The sequence below is a fragment of the Nocardia kruczakiae NBRC 101016 genome, assembly GCF_001612965.1.
In the GTDB taxonomy this organism is placed as follows: domain Bacteria; phylum Actinomycetota; class Actinomycetes; order Mycobacteriales; family Mycobacteriaceae; genus Nocardia; species Nocardia kruczakiae.
In genome coordinates this window covers 135,716-155,368 of record NZ_BDBL01000006.1, presented here as the reverse complement: position 1 = coordinate 155,368, position 19,653 = coordinate 135,716, and the positions used below count along the sequence as shown (strand labels likewise).

The 19,653-nt window shown below is 65.4% G+C and carries 17 protein-coding genes; 3 read left to right on the top strand and 14 right to left on the bottom strand.

Annotation, left to right across the window (positions count from 1 at the left end):
- Positions 1–35: 35 nt before the first annotated feature.
- From NK1_RS06635 to NK1_RS06590, 10 genes are all read right to left on the bottom strand, one after another.
- Positions 36–1,520 (bottom strand): MCE family protein, encoded by a 1,485-nt coding sequence (locus NK1_RS06635; RefSeq protein ID WP_063007678.1) that lies wholly within the window; start codon positions 1,518–1,520, stop codon positions 36–38.
- Entirely contained in the window at positions 1,520–2,746 is a 1,227-nt protein-coding gene (locus NK1_RS06630; protein ID WP_063905916.1) for an MCE family protein, read from the bottom strand. The genes NK1_RS06635 and NK1_RS06630 overlap by 1 nt, the downstream gene beginning before the upstream one ends.
- Complete coding sequence (locus NK1_RS06625) at positions 2,743–3,882, bottom strand: MCE family protein (protein ID WP_063007677.1); 1,140 nt, start codon at positions 3,880–3,882, stop codon at positions 2,743–2,745. Before NK1_RS06625 ends, NK1_RS06630 begins: the two co-directional genes overlap by 4 nt.
- Positions 3,879–4,919 (bottom strand): MCE family protein, encoded by a 1,041-nt coding sequence (locus NK1_RS06620; protein WP_245660373.1) that lies wholly within the window; start codon positions 4,917–4,919, stop codon positions 3,879–3,881. The genes NK1_RS06625 and NK1_RS06620 overlap by 4 nt, the downstream gene beginning before the upstream one ends.
- The gene (locus NK1_RS06615; protein ID WP_063007676.1) at positions 4,919–5,932 is read right to left on the bottom strand and encodes an MCE family protein; all 1,014 of its coding nucleotides are present in this window, start codon (positions 5,930–5,932) and stop codon (positions 4,919–4,921) included. Before NK1_RS06615 ends, NK1_RS06620 begins: the two co-directional genes overlap by 1 nt.
- A complete protein-coding gene (locus tag NK1_RS06610) occupies positions 5,929–7,098 on the bottom strand; it encodes an MCE family protein (protein ID WP_063007675.1) in 1,170 nt (389 codons plus the stop codon). The genes NK1_RS06615 and NK1_RS06610 overlap by 4 nt, the downstream gene beginning before the upstream one ends.
- A gap of 7 nt (positions 7,099–7,105) precedes the next feature.
- A complete protein-coding gene (locus NK1_RS06605) occupies positions 7,106–7,939 on the bottom strand; it encodes an MlaE family ABC transporter permease (protein ID WP_084460638.1) in 834 nt (277 codons plus the stop codon).
- 9 nt (positions 7,940–7,948) lie between these two features.
- Positions 7,949–8,761 (bottom strand): MlaE family ABC transporter permease, encoded by an 813-nt coding sequence (locus NK1_RS06600; protein ID WP_063007674.1) that lies wholly within the window; start codon positions 8,759–8,761, stop codon positions 7,949–7,951.
- A gap of 175 nt (positions 8,762–8,936) precedes the next feature.
- Complete coding sequence (locus tag NK1_RS06595) at positions 8,937–10,382, bottom strand: aldehyde dehydrogenase (RefSeq protein ID WP_063007673.1); 1,446 nt, start codon at positions 10,380–10,382, stop codon at positions 8,937–8,939.
- 34 nt (positions 10,383–10,416) lie between these two features.
- Positions 10,417–11,520: an NAD(P)-dependent alcohol dehydrogenase gene (locus NK1_RS06590; RefSeq protein WP_063007672.1), complete on the bottom strand. Its 1,104-nt coding sequence runs from the start codon at positions 11,518–11,520 to the stop codon at positions 10,417–10,419.
- 261 nt (positions 11,521–11,781) lie between these two features.
- Between NK1_RS06590 and NK1_RS06585 the strand changes: the two genes are divergently transcribed.
- The 3 genes from NK1_RS06585 to NK1_RS06575 all read left to right on the top strand — a co-directional run bounded on the left by NK1_RS06585 (position 11,782) and on the right by NK1_RS06575 (position 15,555).
- Positions 11,782–12,933, top strand: a complete 1,152-nt coding sequence (locus NK1_RS06585) for a LuxR C-terminal-related transcriptional regulator (RefSeq protein ID WP_167354234.1) — start codon at positions 11,782–11,784, stop codon at positions 12,931–12,933.
- Positions 12,930–14,021 (top strand): LuxR C-terminal-related transcriptional regulator, encoded by a 1,092-nt coding sequence (locus NK1_RS06580; RefSeq protein ID WP_063007670.1) that lies wholly within the window; start codon positions 12,930–12,932, stop codon positions 14,019–14,021. Before NK1_RS06585 ends, NK1_RS06580 begins: the two co-directional genes overlap by 4 nt.
- 166 nt (positions 14,022–14,187) lie before the next feature.
- Positions 14,188–15,555 (top strand): C40 family peptidase, encoded by a 1,368-nt coding sequence (locus NK1_RS06575; RefSeq protein WP_063007669.1) that lies wholly within the window; start codon positions 14,188–14,190, stop codon positions 15,553–15,555.
- Between the two features lie 285 nt (positions 15,556–15,840).
- On the opposite strand, the gene NK1_RS06570 is transcribed toward NK1_RS06575, so the two are convergent.
- The 4 genes from NK1_RS06570 to nicT form a co-directional block, all read right to left on the bottom strand.
- The gene (locus NK1_RS06570; protein ID WP_063007668.1) at positions 15,841–16,710 is read right to left on the bottom strand and encodes an alpha/beta fold hydrolase; all 870 of its coding nucleotides are present in this window, start codon (positions 16,708–16,710) and stop codon (positions 15,841–15,843) included.
- A gap of 93 nt (positions 16,711–16,803) precedes the next feature.
- Positions 16,804–17,400, bottom strand: a complete 597-nt coding sequence (locus NK1_RS06565; protein WP_157104113.1) for a hypothetical protein — start codon at positions 17,398–17,400, stop codon at positions 16,804–16,806.
- Between the two features lie 153 nt (positions 17,401–17,553).
- The gene (locus tag NK1_RS36010; RefSeq protein ID WP_281189142.1) at positions 17,554–17,688 is read right to left on the bottom strand and encodes a hypothetical protein; all 135 of its coding nucleotides are present in this window, start codon (positions 17,686–17,688) and stop codon (positions 17,554–17,556) included.
- Positions 17,689–18,231: 543 nt separating this feature from the next.
- Positions 18,232–19,362, bottom strand: a complete 1,131-nt coding sequence (gene nicT / locus NK1_RS06560) for a Nickel transporter NicT (protein WP_063007666.1) — start codon at positions 19,360–19,362, stop codon at positions 18,232–18,234.
- Between the last annotated feature and the right edge of the window lie 291 nt (positions 19,363–19,653).

Sequence of the window (19,653 nt, the reverse complement as noted above, 5' to 3'; positions counted from 1 at the left end):
CGGCTCGGTGTCCTCCGTCGCGGGATCGTCACTTCTCAGTTTCGTGTCGGCTCGATCAGGAGCTGTTGCCACGTCATCGCCTCCTTCTGTGTGGTGTCGAACGAAGAGACCGTGTATGCCTTTCCGTCGGGTGCGGTGAAGCGTCCGGTCACCGGGTCGTACGGAACGGCGGCGGGCGCATCGGTGGGTTGAGCGATCGGCGCGGCGGGCGGAGCGGGTTCGGCCGGTCCGGCCGGCGATGGGACAGCGGTCGGCGCCGCCGGCGGCGGGCCTGCCGGGGCGGAGGCCGCGGCACCGCCCGGGTGGGACAGCATCCCGGGCCAGGTCGAAGGTGCGCCGCCGGGACAGTCGGCCTGATATGTGGTGCGCACAGCGGGATTCGAGACGCACGGCATGTTGCGGGAGCCGCGCACCGCCTGGGGATCGTTGTGCGGCAGCATGCATGTCGCATCCGGATTCGCCGGTGCCGGGCTGGTGTCCGACGGGTCGCGTCGCTGGGTGCTCTCGTAGCCCTGGGTGCAGGTCACCGGCCCGAACGTGTTCAGCAACTTGACGTCCAGGGGTGCCTGAGCGCTCAACTGATCGCCGTCCCGCTGCAGACCCTGATGCTGCACGCTGTAGTTGAACGACGCGGTGATCGCCGGGTAGACAACGAGGATCTGTCGCAGCCCCGGGACGTTGACCCGCAGCACCTGACCAACCGTCTGCAGATTCGCCAGCAGATTCGGCAGCGGCGCGGTCAAGTCGGTCAGCGCCGAACCGACGGTGTCCGCGAACCCCTTGCCCTGGTCGAGAACCGTGCGCACATTCGGGTCGTCGCCGGCCAGTTGCGCCGTGAACGAGGCCAGGTCGTGCACCGAGGATGTCAGATCCGAGGACACCGCGTTACCGGTGTCGAGCAGCGGTTCCGCATCCTGGATCAACCTCTTGGTCGGATCCCAATTCTTTTGTGCCAGAGCGATGATCGAATCGGCGGAGTCGATCAGTCGTCCGGCCGGTGACCCTTGCGCGTCGAGAGCTCGCGAGCCTTCGGCCAGGGTCTGGCGCAGATCCTCGGGCGGCACGACCTGCAGGAGCCGGTCCACATGATCGAGCAGGGTCGCCGCGGACGTCGGAATCGTGGTGTGCTCCAAGGGAATAACGCTGCCGTCGTGCAGGTACGGGCCGCGGTCGGCGGTCGGCGTCAGGTCGACGTATTGCTCACCGACCGCGGACACGCTCTTGATCGCGGCCGGGGTGTCGGCCGGGATCCGCTTGTTCGACTTCAGCTGCAGTTGCACCGCGATCCCGTTGTCGCTCAACGAGATCGATCGCACGACTCCTACATCGGAGCCGCGATAGGTGACCAGAGCGTTGTCGTAGAGACCGGCGCCGTCGGCGAAGTGCGCCGTGACGGTGTAGGTGCCGATGCGGGTGGCGTTCTGGATTCCGCAGTAGTTGATTCCCACGAAGACCAAGCTCACCGCCGCGACGACGGCGAACACCGTCAATTGCAGTTTGACCAGGCGTGTCTTGTGCATCAGTGTCCTCCGGCGCTGGGTGCGAGCGGCGCGAACAAACCCGGCAACCCGGGCAACGGCGGAAGTGCCGGCAACGCCAGGGGCTGCGGCGGCACGCCGACTGCCGGCGGTGCGGCGTCTGCGGGCGGGGGCGCCTGGGTCGGCGCGATCATCGGATCCACCACATGACCGATGGCCACCACGCTTTCCAGCAGGCCCTTCGGCATGCTGGGCAGGATCTTGTTCAGCACACCATTGGCGCTCAGGTCGAGCGTCAGGTACAGGTTGATGAAGTCGCCGCGGATCGCACGATCGATCGTCGAAACCGGGAACGGAATCGTCGCGGCCAGGTCGAGCGCCTTCGGCAGATTGACTCCCGCGGCCGCCAATTCGGTCAGGACCGGCCGCAGATTGGTCAGATCGTCGACCAATCCGGTGTGACTGGCCGTCAGCACCTCGTTGGCGACCTGTCCGAAACGACCGAGGCTGGCCAGTGTGTCGGTCAGCTGCCGTTGCTGCTTGTCGAGCACTCCGAATGCGGGCGCCAGCGTGGCGAGCCCCTTGTCGATGGTCGCGGTCTGGGCGCCGAGCGTGCCCGACAACTTGTCCACCGAATCGATGGCCCGGACGATATCGTCGCGCTGGTTGTTCAGGCTGGTGACGAAGGTGTCCAGATTGTCGATCAGGTCGCGCAGGGTTTCCTCGCGGCCGTCGAGCACGGAATCGGCCTCGGCGACGATGGTCCGGATCTGTTCGAGCCCACCGCCATTGAGCACCCCCGACAATGCGGACAGCACCCGATCGGTGGAGGGGTACTCGCCGCTTCGCTCCAATCCGATGACATCGCCCGCCTGCAAGGAGCGCGTCGCGGGCTGCTGTCCCGAGGGGACCGACAATTCCAGGTACTGGGCACCCAGAATGCTGGTCTGGCCGAGCGTGGCCGACACATTCGCGGGCAACGCGGCGGAATCGTTCAATTGAACGGTCAGCCGCGCATGCCACCCGTCCAGTCGGATCAACGTCACGGTGCCGACATCGACGTTGCCGGATTTGACCACCGAATTGTTCACCAGGTTCTGCACATTCGGCATGTCGACGGTGATGTCGAAGCCGCTCCCCTTCGACGCATTCCCCGGCAACGGCAGGGAATTGACGCCGTCGAAACGTCCGCAGCCCGCCAGCACCGTCGTCGTCGCCAAGAGACCGAGCGATACCGACAGGGCCGTCTTCTTCCTGATCTGTTTCATCGAGTACCCCCCGTCAGCGGAGCCAGCAGCCCCTGCAGGTCGGTCGGCGCCGGCGCCGAAGGTGGTCGGGTCCCCGCTACCGCACCGGCCAGCTGGCCCGCCAGCGACTGGGTCGCCGTCCGGCACATATCCGGCGGGGCATTCACCGTGGTGGCGAGCACACACAGCAGCGAGCGGCCATCCGGAATGCCCGGCAGCGCCAGGCCGCCCGTCAGCGACGCGGTCTGCGGGTCGTAGATGTTGTAGAAGTCGCCCAGTGCCGTCGGGGCGCTGTGCAGAATCTGGGCGAGATCGTCTTCCTTGTCCACCAGCAACTGGGTGATGTGCTGCAATGACGACACATCGCTCACGAGTTGGCCGCGGTTGTTCTTCACGAACTCCTGGATCTGCCCCATCTGAGTAGCCAGGCTGTTCAGCAGTGCGTTCAGCTCGGTGCGGTTGTCGGAGAGCAATTGCGACACCGACGACAGCTGCCCGGCGAATCCGACGATCTGTTTGTCGTTGGCCGCCAGCGCGGAGACGAAACTCTGCAGATTGCGCAACGTCCCGAACAGATCCGGGCTGCCCTTGTCCAGCGCGACCGCCGCCGCCGACAGTGCCGCCAAGGTGTTGTTGATGGTGGTGCCGCGGCCGTCCACCGTGCCCGCGGCCGCGCTGACCGCATCCGCCAGCGGCCCATTTCCGTTGTGGCCGTTCGGTCCCAGGGCCTCGAGCAGCTCGTCGACCTGCTTCTTCTCCTCGTCGAAGGAGACCGGCACGGCGGTGCGCTCCAGCGGGATGACCGCGCCGTCGGCGAGCGTCGGCCCGTGGGTATAGGCGGGCGCGAATTGGACGTATCGGCCCGAGACGAGCGTCGGGGCGATGATGGCGGCCTTCGCGTCGGCCGGCACGCGCCGATCGGCGTCCACCGACATCTCGACCCGGACCCGGTCACCGGCGGGGACGACCTTGTCCACCGTCCCGATCTTCACCCCCAGCACATCGACGGAGTCGCCGGGGTAGAGCCCGGTGGTGCTGCGGAAGTAGGCCACCACGTGCTTTGTGGAGGGATGGGCGGCCGCCAGGACCGAGACGGCCACCGCGACGACCGCCACCACACCCACCGCGATCACCGCGAATCGAGGAAACCGTTTCATCGCGGGCCTCCGGAATTGTTGGGCTGCGGATTGTTCAACGTCGCCGGGGTGATGTTGTCCAGCAGCACATTGAAGAAGGGGCCACTGGCGACGACGTCACTGAGCTGGGTCACGAACGTCCGCAGGCCGGAAATCGAATCGCTGACGTTCTTGTAGTTCTTGTTCAAGGTCTCCACTGTCGTGCCCAGTTCGGTCAGTGTGGGCCCGATACTCGCGGTGTTCTCCTGGGCGAGCGCACTCAGTTCGTCGAAGACGCTTTTCGCCTGCACCAGAACCCGGTGAATTTCGTCCGCCCGGGTGTTCAGCGCACCGAACAGGGATCGGCCGTCGGCCAGCAGGAGTGCGAACTGTTCGTTTCGCTGGGAAAGAATTCCGCTGACGCCGTTGGCATGAGCCAGCAGATCGTCGATCGCCTGGTCCCGGCTCGCGACCGTGTTCGACAGCCGGGTTATGCCGGTCAGTGACGATTCCAGGTCGGGCGACACGGTCTTCAACAACGCGCCGGCCTGATTCAACGCGTCGCTGAGGCGCGTCTTGTCGGTCTTCGCCACCGTATCGGACACCTCCGCGAGCGACCGGGAGATGTCGTAGCCGGATGTGGTGCGCTGCAACGGAATAGTCGCTCCGGCCGCGAGGGTTCCCGGTCCCTCGGGGCCGAGTTCGATGTAGCGCTTTCCCAGCAGCGTGCCGACCCGGATCGCCGCCCGGGTGTCGGCGCCGAGCCGCACACCATGGGTATCGGCGGTGAATTCGACTTCCACCCGATCACCCGACAGCTCGACGCTCTTTACCCGGCCCACCACCACACCGGCGACCTGCACGTCGTCCTTGACCGCCAAACCGCTGGCATCGGCGAACTCGGCGCGATAATTCGAATTGTCACTGACGCCGGGAATGGACCGGTACTCGAAGACGACCGCGAGCACGATGACCACCAGCAGTGTGCCGACGACGCCCACGCGCACGCGATTGCGTTCCCGCATCGGCAACCGTCCGCGCCATTTCCATTTCAGTGCCCGCTCTGCGATCCGACCCATTATTTGCACCTGTCTGCTGGGGCTACGACCATCGGCGTATCGGCGCCCCCTTGCGGACCGGGGTACCGGATGGCCAAACCACATACGAAGAAGTTCACGAAGTTGCCGTAACTGCTTGCACGAGAGATCTTTTGGTACGCGTGCGGCAGTCCGCTGAGCAACGCGTTCAGACTGTCGGTCTCGGCGTTGAGATTGGCCGCCGTACGCCCCAGTTGTGTGATATCGGCGGCCAGCGGCGCGCGCGCTTCGGCGAGAACGCTGCTGAGTGCGGAAGTCGCACCGTCGAGCTGGTCCACCGCACCGGTGACCGTCGCCTGGTCCTCGTTGAGACCGCTGACCAATTGCTGCAGGTCGGTCACCGCGGCGGACAGATCCTGCCCGCGTTGGTCGGCGGTGTTCATCACCGCGCCGAGGTTGGTGATGATCGCCCCGATCGCCCGGTCCTTATCGGCGAGCGTGCCGCTCAGCGTCGCGACCTGCCGCACGATATCGGCGATCTTGTCCGACCGGCCGTTGATGACCTCGACCAGCGAGGCGGTCAGCCGGTTGGCGGCATCGGGATCCAATCCTTGTAGCAGGGGGCGGAATCCGTTGACCAGCTGATCCATCTGCAGTCCCGCGCCGGTCCGGCTCGCGGGGATCACGGCACCGGCCGCCAGCGCCGGCGCCGATGGTGAACTGTCGGTCAGCTCCAGATAGCGGTCGGAGATGAGGTTCTTGTACCGGATCTGCAGCTTCGTCGCGGTGGTCAGCGGCCGCTGGGAATCCACGTCGAATTTCACCAGCGCTTCCCGCGGTCCGGTCAATTCGACCGAATGGACCTTCCCCACAGGGATTCCGGCCACCTTCACATCGTCGCCCACCTTCAGACCCGACGCGTCCGTGAATACGGCGCTGTACGAGGTCGCCGGAGTGAATCGGATATTGCCGACGGTGGAGGCGACGAGAAAACCGGCGAGGGTCGTGACGACGACGAATACGAGAAGCTTGATCAGTGGTCCACGTATGGTCATTTCGTCCGTCCAAGCAGTAGTTCGGCGATATTCGCGGCCGGGGGAGAAGGATGGGCGGGGGTCTCATAGGCTCGGCTGCCGTCGTCGAAATCGGTGTGGCCCGGATCGGCCCCCGTCACTCCGTCATGCGAGCCGTAGCAACTCGGCGGATTCGAAACCCCACCGATCTGCGGCAAATTCTGTTGCGTATACGGCGGGTCGCCCATGGGGACCGTTCCCAGAATGTTGAGGCCCGGCCGGGCACCGCCCAGCGTGCGCTTCAAATAGGCGTCGGACTGCACGAGGCCCGACAGCAGGCACTGGTACTCCGGCGAATAGTCGGCCAGCACGCCGGTCACCGGATCGAGCGCGTCGACGGCCCCTGGCAACGGCTTGCGGGCGGCGTCGAAGAAGGTGGTTCCGACATTGCCCAGTCCGGTGAAACTCATCAGGAATGCCGCCAGCATCGACTGCTTGTCGGTCAGTGTCTGCCCGGTCACGCTCGCGTTGTGCAGGACCGCGAGCAGGTCGGGCGCCAGTCCGGACAGGGTGTCGGCATTGTCGGCCAGTTTAGGAATGTCGCGCTGCAATGTCGGCATGGTGCCGTTGAATTCACGCAGGTACGCCGACAGGGTTTGCAGGCTCTCGCCGAGTCCGCCTCCGCGACTACGCACCGCGGCCGCGCTCTGCGTCAGCACGGTGTCGACCTGTGCGGGGTCGACCTGTTGCAGAACACCCATCAGTTTGCCGAGGACGTCCTGGAATTCGACGGTCACCTGCCGCGCGTCGATGACCGCGCCGTCGGCCAGCCGCTTCGGCGACGGATCGGCGGGACGGACCAGGGAAACGTATTTGCGGCCGAACAATGTCGAGGTGCTGAGATCGGCACCTACATTCGCGGGTATCCATTTCAGTTGGTCCGACCGGACCGCCATGTCGATGGTGGCGCTGCTGTCGTGAAAGGACACTGCGGTCACGCGACCGACGACCTTGCCGCTCATTTCCACCTGGGAGCCGACGTCCATCATCAAGCCGGTCCGGCCGGTTCGGATGGACACCTTCGCCGTGGAGGTGAACGCGTCCTTGTACACCGCGACCGCCAATGCCGTCAGTGCCAGCAGGAGGGCGATCATCGCGACACCGACGCCGGCGTCGTGGATGCGCGATCGGTTGAGTGTGTTCGTCATATCGTCGTCACCCCGAAATGTGTGCGCCGGAACCGGGACCGCCGAATACCGCGATGCCCACCAACAGGTCGATCACCATCACCGCGATCAGCGAGGTCCGGACCGCCCGACCCACGGCGACGCCGACGCCGGCCGGACCGCCCGAGGCGTGAAATCCGTAGTAGCAGGTGACGCACATGACCACGATCGCCATGACGATGACCTTGACCAGCGACCACCAGACATCCGCCGGAATCAGGAATTCCTTGAAGTAGTGGTCGTAGGTTCCGCTGGTCTGGTCGGTGAAGACGAGGGTTACGGCGCGGGTGGAGAAATATCCCATGATCAGCGCGATCGCGTACAGCGGGATCACAGCGATGACACCGGCGATCAGTCGCGTGGTCACCAGGAACGAAATCGGCGGCACCGACATCACTTCCAGTGCGTCGATTTCCTCACTGACCCGCATCGCGCCCAGTTCGGCCGTGAATCCGGCGCCGACGGTGGCGATCAAGGTGAACGCGGTCATCAAGGGGACCGCTTCGCGGGTGTTGAAGAATGCGGAGACGAATCCGGAAAGCGCCCCGATGCCGATCCGGCCCAGCGATGTATCGCCCTGCTGACCGACCTCGTACGCGCCGGCCATCGCCATGAACCCGAGAATGACCATCGTGCCGCCGACCCGCGCCAGCGCGCCGGTCCCCATACTCACCGCGGCAATGAGTTTCAGCACTTCCCCCCGGTATTGCCGGAATGTGTGCGGGGCGTAGGAGATGCTGCGCCCGTAGAACTTCAGTTGCCCGCCGAGATCGGCGAGACTGTCGACCGGTGCGTTCGCGACACCGGCAATTTTGGTTGCCACCCGAGCCTCCTACGCCTGCAGGGAAATAGTCGTGATGATCGAATTCGTGAGGAAGAGCAGGACGAAACTCACGACAACGGTTTGGTTGACGGCCTCGCCGACACCTTTGGATCCACCTTTCGCCCGCATTCCGAGGTGACAACCGACCAGGCCGGCCAGCAGCCCGAAGACACCGGCCTTGATCTCGCCGACGACGAAGTCGCCGAGACCGGTCAGCAGCGACAGGCTGTTCACGAACTGTCCGGGCGTGGCGCCCTGGACGTAGACGCTGACGACGTAACCTCCGGTGATGCCGACCGCGGTGACCACGCCGTTCAGGAACACAGCCACCACCGCGGCCGCCGCGACGCGTGGAACCACCAGTCGCGCAATGGGATCGATGCCCAGCACCTCGATGGCGTCAAGCTCCTCGCGGATCTTCCGCGAGCCCAGGTCCGCGCAGATCGCAGTCGCGCCGGCGCCCGCGACGACCAGTACCGTCGTCATGGGGCCCATCTCGCGGATCACGCCGACACCGGCGCCACTGCCGCTGAGGTCGATGCCTCCGATCTGATCCAGAATGAGATTGATCTCGAAAATGATCATCGCGCAGAACGGAATCGCCATCAATATCGATGGCGCGATCGAGATACGGCAGATGAACCACGCCTGATGAATGAATTCGCGCCACTGCACCGGCCGCTGGAACATACACCGGAATGTTTCCCAGGCGGTGACATAGAATTCACCGAGCGCGGTGGCACCGCCTTTCACAAAGCGCAGCACTTCGGCGGCAAATTTATTTCTGCCGCGCGAAGGTGCACGGCCATCTATTACGGCCATTTCTTCCTCACGTATCGGATAGGCGGGCGATCATCGAACGCGGCAACCGACCGGGGCCGAGCACGGCCGGGTGGTGGAGCGTCGTCGAACGACCGACGTCCACCACCCCGGCTCACACGCGTGACTTCGATCGACCCGGAACTCGGCCCTCGAGGGACCGAGCACACCGTGTCGATCAGAGATAGATCGACTTCGTTTCCAGATAGGCGGACAGCGCCTCGGGACCGAGTTCGCGTCCGAGCCCACTGGCCTTCACGCCGCCGAAAGGCGCGGTCGGATCGGGCAGATAGCTGTTGATGCCGATGGTGCCGGATTTCACGCGCCGCGCGACCTCGACGCCGCGGTCGTGGTCGCCGGTCCACACGCTGCCACCCAACCCGTAGGCACTGTCGTTCGCGATCCGGATCGCATCGTCGTCGCCCTCGTACGCAATCAGCGACAGCACCGGGCCGAAGATCTCCTCCTGAGCGATCGCGGAGCGATTGTCCACGTCGGCGAAGATCGTGGGCTGCACGAACCAGCCCCGATCGAGCCCCTCGGGCCGACCACCACCGACGGTGACACGCGCCCCGTCGCCGATGCCCTTCGCAATGTAGGACTCCACGCGCTCGCGTTGCCGGGCGCTCGCCATCGGCCCGATCTGAGTCTGCGGGTCGAGCGAATCGCCGACCTGCAATGAACCCGCCAAAGCGGTGAACACGTCGACGATTTCCTGATACCGCGATTTCGGTGCAAGCACGCGGGTCCCCAGGAAGCAGGTCTGCCCGTTGTTGAGCAGGGTGGCGCCGAACAGCTGCTCACCAACCGCGGCCAGATCCAGGTTCGCGTCGTCGAGGATGATCGCGGCCGACTTTCCACCGAGCTCCAGGGTCACCGGCCGCAGGAGCCGCCCGCAGGCCTCGGCGATATTGCGGCCCGCCCCCGTCGAGCCGGTGAACGCGACCTTGTCGATATCCGGGTGCTCCACCAGGTACGCGCCGAGTTCCCGGCCGCCGGGCACGATATTGATCACGCCCGCGGGGATACCCGCCTCCTCGATCGCCTCGGCCAGCACATAGCTGTCGAAAACGGTCTCCGGTGAGGGCTTGATGACGAAGGTGCAGCCGGCGGCGAGCCCGGGTGCGTATTTGAATGCGGCGAGCGCCTGCGGGAAGTTCCACGGGACGATGGCGCCGACGACACCGATCGGGGTGCGGCCCACCAGCGTCGATCCGCCGAGCAGTCCGGGCCTGGTTTCCTCGAACAATGCTTCCCGCAGCATCCCCGCGTAATAGCGCAGCAGCAGCTGGGGAAAGACTGCCTCCAGCTTCTCCGACACCGCGACCGGCATGCCGTTCTGGGAGCTGACCGCCTGGACCATATCCGGGACACGCTTGTCGAGCGCATCAGCAAGGCGGTCCAGGGCGTCGGCCCGCTGCGCCGGAGCCCACTGCGACCACCCGCTGGGGTCGTCGAATGCCGCCCGTGCCGCGGCGACGGCGGCGTCGATGTCACTGGGTGCGCCGGCGGGTACTTGGCCGATCACCTGCTCGGTGTTGGGCGAGATCACCGAGATTTTCGCCGACGACGCCGGGGTGCGCCACGTACCGCCGACGTAGAAACGATCGCGTTGAACAGTCATGATGTGAATCCTTTGCGCGCTTTGGTATTTCGAATCAACGGGTGGTCAGGACGACCTTGACGGCCTCACCGCGATGCTGCGCCTCGACCGCCTCGTTGATCTGCGCCAGCGGCATCGTGGTGATCAACTTGTCGAACGGGAACCTGCCCTCGCGGTGCAGGTCGAGCAGCTGCGGAATGAAGGCGTGCGGATCGGCGTCGCCCTCGGTGATGCCGCGGACCGACAAGCCCTGAAGCAGCAGCGGGATAACCGGGACCGGCAGCGCCGCCTCCGGATCGGAAGGCACGCCGATCATGCCCAAGACCCCCTGAGCACCCAGCGACAACACCAACTGCACCAGTACGCCCTGGATCGCGGTCGTGTCGATCGCGTAGTCGGCGCCCTCGGGCACGATGGCGCGGATCTGCTCCGACACCGGGCCCGCGCTCGGATCGATCGCATGGGTGGCACCGAGATCGAGAGCGAGCTCGCGCCGGCTTTCATGGGGTTCGACGACGATGATGACGCGGGCTTCCCGCACCACCGCCGCGAGCACGGCCGACAGGCCCACCGCCCCGCCGCCCGCCACCACCAGCGAGGAACCGGCCTGCACGTCGAGTGAATTCATCACCGCGCCCGCGCCGGTCTGGATGCCACAGCCGAGCGGTCCGACGATCTCCACCGGGGCGTCGTCCGGCAACTTCACCACATTGCGCTCGTGCGCGACGGCGTGCGTCGCCAGCGACGACTGGCCGAAGAAGTTGGAGCCTAATGTCTTTCCGTCCTGCGCCAATGCGGAGGAACCGTCCGGCCGCACGCCGCCGAAGTTGTATGCCATGAAGTTCGCGCAATAGGCCGGCGCTCCGTCGTCGCACTGCACGCACGACCCGCAGCTGTTGAAACTGACGGCGACCGCATCGCCGACAGCGACCGAGCTGACTTCCGCGCCGACCGCGACCACGGTTCCGCTGCCTTCGTGTCCGACCACACCGGGAAGCGGGAACGGCAGGTGACCATCCCGGATGGCGAGATCGGTATGACAGATGCCGACGCCGACGATCTCGACGACCACCTCGTCGGCCGCAGGGGCACCGAGTTCGACTCTCTCGACGCTGAATTTTTCGCCTACCCCACCCAGCACAGCGGCCTTGATTTCCATGTCCTACTCCCTGACGGTCTCGATGTTCGGACCGATGTTAGGAAGCGCACAGCGGGAAAACCGCAGTTCAGACGGTAAATCACTCGAATACCCCCCACCGCTCCCCCTTCAGGGGGAGAATCCGTGCATCGGGTCGGATTCCGCCCAGCAAATGTGAACAGCACGTGTGTTTGACGTCACAACGAGCTTGATTTACGGTCTAACCATTCAGTGTTTATCAGGGTCATCGCCGACCCGAGGGTGTGCAAGGAGGCCTCCGTGGTGCCAATTGCATCTTGGACTTCGGCCGTGGACAAACCGTTCGCCGGAGCAACACGGGAGGTGGTCGAGCATGCGAGCGATCTCGTCGGAACGCAGTGCGATGTCGATTTCCCCCTGTCACGCGACGTGCGGCTCACGACTCTGCGGACTCGCCTGCTGGATCTGATCAACAGCGCCGAAACCCCCGCCGCGCGCCGGACCGAGGCGTGCGCGGTCCTCGCGGCTCTGCATCGGTTGCACCACGATGAACTGGAAACCGCGCTGGCACAGCAACTGTCGTCTCTTTCCGAAATTCGCGACAGCATCAGCGCGCTGGCCGGACTGTCGCCGCGGCAACTGATCGATACGGTGCCCGCTCAGGTCTGTCGCGACCTGTCGCTGGGCCGGGCAATGATCTCGACCATCAGTGGTTCGGTCTGGCTGCCCCAGCACCTCCACATCGAGGAGCGCACCCCCGAATCCGCCACATTCGAGCAGTTCGTGGACGGCGCGCGAATTCCGTTGTCGGACGCGCCGCTCGAGACGGAGCTGCTGGTCCGCCGGCGAACTGTCGCGCTGGTCCCCGACCCCGTCTCGGACAAGCGGACCTACAAGCAGATCGTCGACGCCGCGCAGACGCGCGCCTACGTCGCGGCCCCGATCACGGTCCGCGGCAGGACCATCGGGATGCTGCATGCGGACCGTCCCGAAGATCCGAACAGTCTCAGCGACGACGGTCTCGAATTGCTCGTCGCGTTCGCCGAATGCCTGTCGACGGTGTTCGAGAGTGCGTGCCTGGCCGATCATATGGCGAAACAGTTCAAACGTGCCGCCGACACCTATGCCGAGGTGGTGGCCATGTTCGACAAATCCGGCGACGCTGCCGCCTGGAATTCGCCACAACCGGCCGCGACGGCTGTGCACCGGCCGGTACGGCAGCTGCATTCGGTGCCCACGGGCGCGGCATCGCTGACCTTCCGGGAGCGTGAGGTTCTCGGTCACTTGGCGACCGGCGCGACCAATATGCAGATCGCACGTAATCTCACCGTCTCCGAGGCAACCGTCAAGTCACATCTGAAGCAGATCTCGAAGAAGCTCGGCACCTCGAATCGTGCGGCCGCTGTCGCGGCATACGCGCGGATGACGCAGGAATCCTGCGGAATCGCGCAATGAACACCAGCTCGGCGCACCGTGCATTCGAAACCCTCGTGGCGCTCGACCGCGAGCTGCGCGACACCATGGATCTCGGCCGGCAACCCAACGTGTCGACGCTGGCCGAAGCGATCGTCATGTCCGACAAGACAATCGACGCCGCGTTGACGGCACGGCCGATACCGGATTCGTCCGCCGACATCGCCCGCGCCGGCTTGATCGCCGCCGTTCTCGACGCTCAAGCGCAGGTTCGCGAGCTCATCCTGCGGGCACGCTCGCGCCGGATACCCGCACTCGCACGAGCGGTGACCCGCATGCGCAGCGCCGCTTCGGTGGAGGCGCTGATTCGGCAGACCTGCTCGGAACTCACCGGCACGCTGGAATTCCGGCGTGCGAGCTATTCGGTCATCGACGGTGCCGGTTGCACCCTGCGATACGTGCATCCCGGTATCGAATCGTCCGCACCCGCTCGCGAGCCCCGGAAACCGACTGCGGCAGAACAGGTTTGCTTCACAGAGCGCCGGTCCGTGCTGGTCGACGGCAGCACCGGGGAGCCGAGCGACCACATGGCCGAGATATTGGACACCTCGCATTACGTGGTGGCACCGGTCATCGTCGGTTCCGAGGTCGGTGCGCTGATACACGCCGCCCGGCACCTGCCCTGGGCCGTCGACAGCACCGATCTCCAGCTGCTCGATATCGTCGCCGCGACGTTCGCGGTGATTCGCGAGCGCGAGGTGCGAACAGATCGGATGCAACGGCAGCGGCAGAGCATTCTCGCCGCGGTGCGGCAGCTTGCCTCCGAGACCGACTCGTTCGCCGGTCTGGACGTGGACCTCGGGCTCGAAGGAACATCGATACGCCCGGGCAGCCCCGCACAGCCGATACGCGCGGCAGTACACGAATTGCTGACACCGCGTGAGGCCGAGGTACTGGGCCTGATCGTCGACGGCGCGTCGAACAACGAAATCGCCGAACAATTGGTGATCACCGTCGAAACCGTCAAGTCGCACGTCAAGCAGGTACTGCGCAAACTCGGCGCGGTCAACCGATCGGAAGCCATTTCGCTGTATCTGGAGGAGCAGCGCCAGGCTGGAAAAACGCCATAGTCCTCGAATAGCGGGCTGTCTTCCACAATCCCTCCAACTGCCCCCGCCACCACCCGTCAGGGGGATGTCACGACGGCGGCGCCGCACCACAATCGTTTCCTGAGGGGATCAATTGTCGGCATATCGCCGAATTGTTGCGGAAGCGAATGTAGAAGGGCGGCTCGCGATGTCGGACCCGATCACCGTGATTTCCACCATCGTCTCGGTCGCGACCGGCGCGGTCGACAACTCCGGATTGCCGGGCCCGGCCACGACCTCCGCCCACACGGCGGTCGAATCCACGGGCGAGACAGCCAAATCCCTCACGGTGCAATTGGACAACGCGATCGCCCGACTTCCCGAGCCTGCCCAGCAGGCGGCGCGGCAAACTGTCGATGACACGTCTGAACGAGTGGCAAACCTGCTGCCCGCGAAACCTTCTGCCGCGCAACCCGATACCGGGTACAGCGACGTAGTCCCCGGAACGGCGACACAGCCCGGCCACAACAGCGAGGCGACAGTGCAATCGCCTCCCCGAGCCGACGTCGATTCGACACCTCGATACTCCACCGCCCCACAGAGTTTCGCGATCATCCCGGTGAGCCCGGCCGCAGCGGTTCCCGCGCCCGTCACCGGTGACATCGCCGTCTTCGTCCCGTGGTTCCGGCAGGCCGGCGCCCTGTGCTCGGGTATTCAGGCATCGACGCTGGCAGCGTTGTATCAGGCCGAGAACGGGTTCCGTTACGGACCGAGCGCCCCGATCTCCCCCGCCGGGGCCATGGGCCCCGGGCAATTCATGCCCGCCACGTGGGCGAAATACGGCCGGGACGTGCACGGTGACGGGGTCCCCGACATCTTCGACGTCGGGGATTCGGTGATGGCCTCGGGTCATCTGCTCTGCGACACCTACCAGCAGATCGAGGGCTGGAAACACGCGGGCGTCGTCTCCGGCGACACCCTCGCGCTCACGCTCGCCGCGTACAACGCGGGAGCCGGAGCCATTCTGCGGTCCGGCGGAATGCCCAGCGGCAGCCCCGCCTACGAGCTCGAGACGAAACCATACGTCGCGCGAATTCTGTCCGCTCGCAAACAATTCGAGTGGTTGTCGGCGAACGATTACAACTTGCCGGCCGCTGATCATCGACCTCTGGAAGACCTTGGCCGGCGAATCATCGCGCAGGCATTGAAATATCTGGGACTGCCTTATGTTTGGGGCGGAGGCGACGGCAGCGGCCCGTCCTCCGGAGGTTTCGATTGCTCAGGACTGACCTCTTTCGCTGTGCACGCCGCGACCAGCGGCGCAGTGACATTGCCGCGAACCTCTCAGAACCAGTGGCACGTCGGCACCGAAATCCCCTTGTCACAGGCAGTTCCCGGTGACCTGCTCTTCGGAAACTTCGACGCAGACGGGGACAATCCTGGGCACGTCGCCATCTACCTCGGCAACGGCCGAATGGTTCACGCACCGACAACCGGCGATGTCGTCCGAATCAGCCCGGTTATGACGGGCATGCGCGCCCGCCACATCGTCGCCGAGCACTCGGCTCCCAACTGAAAGCTGTTTCGCGCCGGGGCTTTCCCGATGAATGCCCCGGCGCGCAAACCGAATGCGGGTTACGGCCTGTTCTGGACAAGTCCGCGCAGTCGGTACTTCATAATCTTCCCACCGACCGTTTCCGGGTATACGGTCCACCACCACAATCTGTTTCGGAGCCTCGTGTCCGGCGAGCGGGGCCCTCGCGAAGGCCAGCATTGCTTCCACATCGCGGTGTGGCCGGGGCGCAGCGTGACGACTGCGGTCACCCGTTCGCCCCAGGTATCGTCGGGTACGCCGATCAACTCACGCCAGCTTCCGGTCGATCCATGCCTGCAGATCGGCGAAGACCTCGTCGCGGTTGATCTCGTTGAAGATCTCGTGGCGAGCGCCGTGCCACACCTTCAGCGTGACGTCGGTCAGACCGGCATGCTCGTATCGCTGCACCAAGGCGTTCACCAACGCGAGTTCGCCGTTCACCGGATCTTTGTCGCCCACAGCGATATACAGCGGCAGATCCGAGCGGATCGAGGCGACGCGTTCCGCGGCGGCGACCGCCACCGCCCCGCCGACCATGCCCTTCATTCCCGCGATATCGAGCCCGAACCCGCACAGCGGATCGGCGAGATAGGCGTCCACCTGCGCCTCGTCGCGGCTGATCCAGTCGAATTCCGTTCGCGGCGAGGGAATTCCCGCGTTGAACATCGACAGGTCGACCGGTGCGTCGAGATCCAGCAGGAGCAGGTCCAGCGCGGCGGTGCCCGACAGCGCCACCGCATCGACCTCGGCGCTGTGCTCGGGCAGGAATTGCTGGGTGGCGAACGAGCCGAGGCTGTGCGCGATGAGCACCAACTTCAGTCCCGGATTCGCGTCACGGGCGTTGCGCCCCATCCGGCCGACGTCGGCCACCAGCTCGGTCCAGCCGTCGGCGCCGATGACTCCGGGTTCCTGGCCGTCGAGCAGCGTCGCGCCGTGGCCGCGATGATCGTGCGCGTAGACGACGAAGCCGCGGGCGGCCAGCACCTCCGCCAACGGCGTGTAGCGCAACGCGTGCTCACCCACGCCGTGCACGATCTGGGCGATCGCCCGAGGGGTCCCCTGCGGGTCCCAGCGATAGGCGGCGACGGTCAGCCCGCCGCTTCTGGGAAAATCGACACGGGTGGGCTGCTGAGACATGTGCACTCCTCTCGAGCCGAGCACTCGGCTCGGTATTCCTGGCAGCCGCGCACGCGACCGGGATGAAAACGTCTGGCCGACAACCGATATCGGTCAGCGGTCGTAGTGCGCCGCATACGCCGGCAGCGGTTTCTCGGCGGGAACCCAATTCCTGGTATCGAGCAGTCCGAACATCAAGGCCGACACCGTATTGGTGAACTTCGTGTAGCCCGCCGGGTCGAATCCGGGCAGTGTCGCCTGCGCGCACACCCCACGGTCCACCCGACTCGGGTCGGCGGGGCCGGGATGGCCGAGCGCGTCCAGGACCAGGGCGTAGGCCACCGGATCGAAGACCAGCATGCCGTGATCGGCCAGATGGCCGGGGCACACCTGCTGAACCATGATCGTCGGTCCACCGCGCATCGAGCCGGCCTGCGGCTGCGGCAACACAAGTTCGTCCTGCATGGTCTGGATGGAGGTGAACGCAGGTCCGTCGGGCACGGGAGCATTGGCGAAGGCCCGCGTCACATGCGAGCGAGTGCCCATTTGCCAGGCGATCGGCGCACACGCGCCGCCCGCGCACAGACTGTCTGCCACCGCACTGCCACCCAGCGGCCCGGCGATCGGGATCACGTCGGACGTAACGGCGGCGACCTCCGGCCAGAATTTCGCGATCCACGCCGCCATCGCACCGCCCTGGCTGTGCCCCACGATGCCGATCGGCCGGCCGGAGACCCGATGAGCCTGCAGCGCCGCATAGGCCGCGTACTCGGCCGAGATCGCGAAATCGCCCAGCGCCCGATCCGGTAGCGCGACCGTGCACCATCCATAACCCGCTGCGGGAAGCGCCTTTTCATAGTTCCACTACCAGATCTCGTCGGGCGTGCCACCGGTGCCGGGAATCAGCAGCACAGTCGGCCGCCCGGACCGGGCACCGGAGTCGCACTGGACTGCGGCGGCCAACTCGTCCTGGTCGACAGTGAACTCGTGCGCCGCCACCGCGGGGAACCCGCCCCCCCGGTTCGTCGGCCGAACCCGGCGGAGTGGTCACCCAGAGCATTCCGAGCCCCGCGGCCACAGTGGCGATGACACGAGCCCCACGCATATTCACTCCACACCCGTCGGTCGGACCGGCGACGACCTTCGATCGAGCTCAGAACGCCTCGCCCGCCGTGACCGGCGTCGCATATTTGTCCTACTATATGTATGGTCAGACCGAACAGTCAACGTTTTGCGTGCAGCCGGTTCCGAGGCCCGGAACAACCAATGGCAAACCCGCGCGCCCATCGCCACAGTGGGGAAATATCCGATCCGAGGAGAACCGCCGTGGTTGATGTCCCCGCGGCCGATGTTCCCGCCACGATCAGAAACTCCGCCACGCTGCCAACATCCGCGCTACGGTCAAATGGTCAGCTCGAATTCGTTACCGGCGCCAAGCCCGACAACGGGGGCACTGACTGTCGACGGTTTCCGACGGAACCGGTGCCCACGTCTGAGGCGCTGCCCGGAATGATGGGCGCGCATCGGTTCAAATTTCCAGTGCTAGTCGGCGGTGTTAGGGTGTGGGCGCGGTGCGGCGGTCCATTTTTCTTCGATTCGGCCGTAGCGCCAGGTGAGTAGCGCGATCGCCCAGGTGAGGGCGAACATGCCGACGATAAGGTAGCCGGCCAGGTTCAGGTCCCACCCGGCGATCCAGTCCCACACTCCGCCGTTCCAGCCGAATTGGTCGGCGACCAGCCCCAGCAGCTCGATGGTGCCGATGATGAGTGCGACCGCGACCGACAGGGCGGTGATGGTGATGTTGTAGTACACCTTGCGTACCGGTTGGGCGAAGGCCCAGCCGTAGGCGAAGTTCATGAAACTGCCGTCGATGGTGTCGAGCAGGCTCATCCCGGCGGCGAACAGGACCGGCAGGCACAAGATCGCGTACCAGGGCAGCCCGGCCGCTACGCTGGTGCCGGCCAGCACCAGCAGCGCGACCTCGGTGGCAGTGTCGAAGCCGAGGCCGAACAACACGCCGATCGGATACATCTGCCACGGTTCGGTGATCGAACGCATGACCGGTGCGAGGATCCGGTTCATCAGTCCGCGGTGTGCGAGGTGGTGTTCGAGTTCGGCCTCGTCGTAGTCGCCGGCGCGCATACGGCGGAAAACCCGCAAGATGCCTATCAGCACAACCACATTGATGGCCGCGATCAGATACAGGAATGTGCCCGACACGGTCGTGCCGATCAGACCGGTGTAGTGGTGCAGCACCGAGGAGTCGTCGTCGACCGGCCCGACGATCGCCTTCACGCCCACGGATAGAAGCAATGCCAGTGCGAATACGACCGTGGAATGGCCGAGGGAGAAGAAGAACCCCACCGACAGCGGCCGTTGCCCGTCGTTCATCAGTTTGCGGGTGGTGTTGTCGATCGCTGCGATGTGGTCGGCGTCGAATGCGTGCCGCAACCCGAGGGTGTAGGCGGTCAATCCGACCCCGATCCCCAGGGTCTTGTCGCCGAGGCTGAAGTTTCGCGGTGCGACGAACGCGACGAGGGTGAACCAGCCCAGGACATGCAAAACGATGATCACGCCCACGATCGCGGCCAGCCGCAACCATTCGGCACGGCTCAAACGTATCCGCTCGGCGAGCGCTCGGACGGGACCACGCAGGCGCACTGTCGATGCCACGTTCTGCCCTCTCCACCCGACCTGGACACCATGACGGTAACCCAAGCCGACCCCGGGCACCGGTCGATCGACCAGGGTTGCAAACCTCGGTAACCCAGGTGAGCTGGGAAAGCAGGGCGGCCGAAGCGCGTGGCCTGCCATTCTCCTCGCCCATCACCGGGAACGAAACTAGATTCTGAGGCATGGCGATCTGCAGGGTTCACGCAGTGGCCCGGACAGCCACACGCGCACCACACCGAAACCGCGCCGGAACCGGCCGAACCCGGGCCAGTTCCAGGCGCGGGGTGTTCT

Bases quoted from the DNA above. Each gene is read 5' to 3' on its own strand.
- NK1_RS06600 (WP_063007674.1), bottom strand. From the start codon at position 8,761: ATGGCCGTAATAGATGGCCGTGCACCTTCGCGCGGCAGAAATAAATTT.
- NK1_RS06580 (WP_063007670.1), top strand. From the start codon at position 12,930: ATGAACACCAGCTCGGCGCACCGTGCATTCGAAACCCTCGTGGCGCTC.
- NK1_RS06625 (WP_063007677.1), bottom strand. From the start codon at position 3,882: ATGAAACGGTTTCCTCGATTCGCGGTGATCGCGGTGGGTGTGGTGGCG.
- NK1_RS06575 (WP_063007669.1), top strand. From the start codon at position 14,188: ATGTCGGACCCGATCACCGTGATTTCCACCATCGTCTCGGTCGCGACC.
- NK1_RS06590 (WP_063007672.1), bottom strand. From the start codon at position 11,520: ATGGAAATCAAGGCCGCTGTGCTGGGTGGGGTAGGCGAAAAATTCAGC.
- NK1_RS06615 (WP_063007676.1), bottom strand. From the start codon at position 5,932: ATGACCATACGTGGACCACTGATCAAGCTTCTCGTATTCGTCGTCGTC.
- NK1_RS06630 (WP_063905916.1), bottom strand. From the start codon at position 2,746: ATGAAACAGATCAGGAAGAAGACGGCCCTGTCGGTATCGCTCGGTCTC.
- NK1_RS06610 (WP_063007675.1), bottom strand. From the start codon at position 7,098: ATGACGAACACACTCAACCGATCGCGCATCCACGACGCCGGCGTCGGT.
- NK1_RS06595 (WP_063007673.1), bottom strand. From the start codon at position 10,382: ATGACTGTTCAACGCGATCGTTTCTACGTCGGCGGTACGTGGCGCACC.
- NK1_RS06570 (WP_063007668.1), bottom strand. From the start codon at position 16,710: ATGTCTCAGCAGCCCACCCGTGTCGATTTTCCCAGAAGCGGCGGGCTG.
- NK1_RS06635 (WP_063007678.1), bottom strand. From the start codon at position 1,520: ATGCACAAGACACGCCTGGTCAAACTGCAATTGACGGTGTTCGCCGTC.
- NK1_RS06620 (WP_245660373.1), bottom strand. From the start codon at position 4,919: ATGGGTCGGATCGCAGAGCGGGCACTGAAATGGAAATGGCGCGGACGG.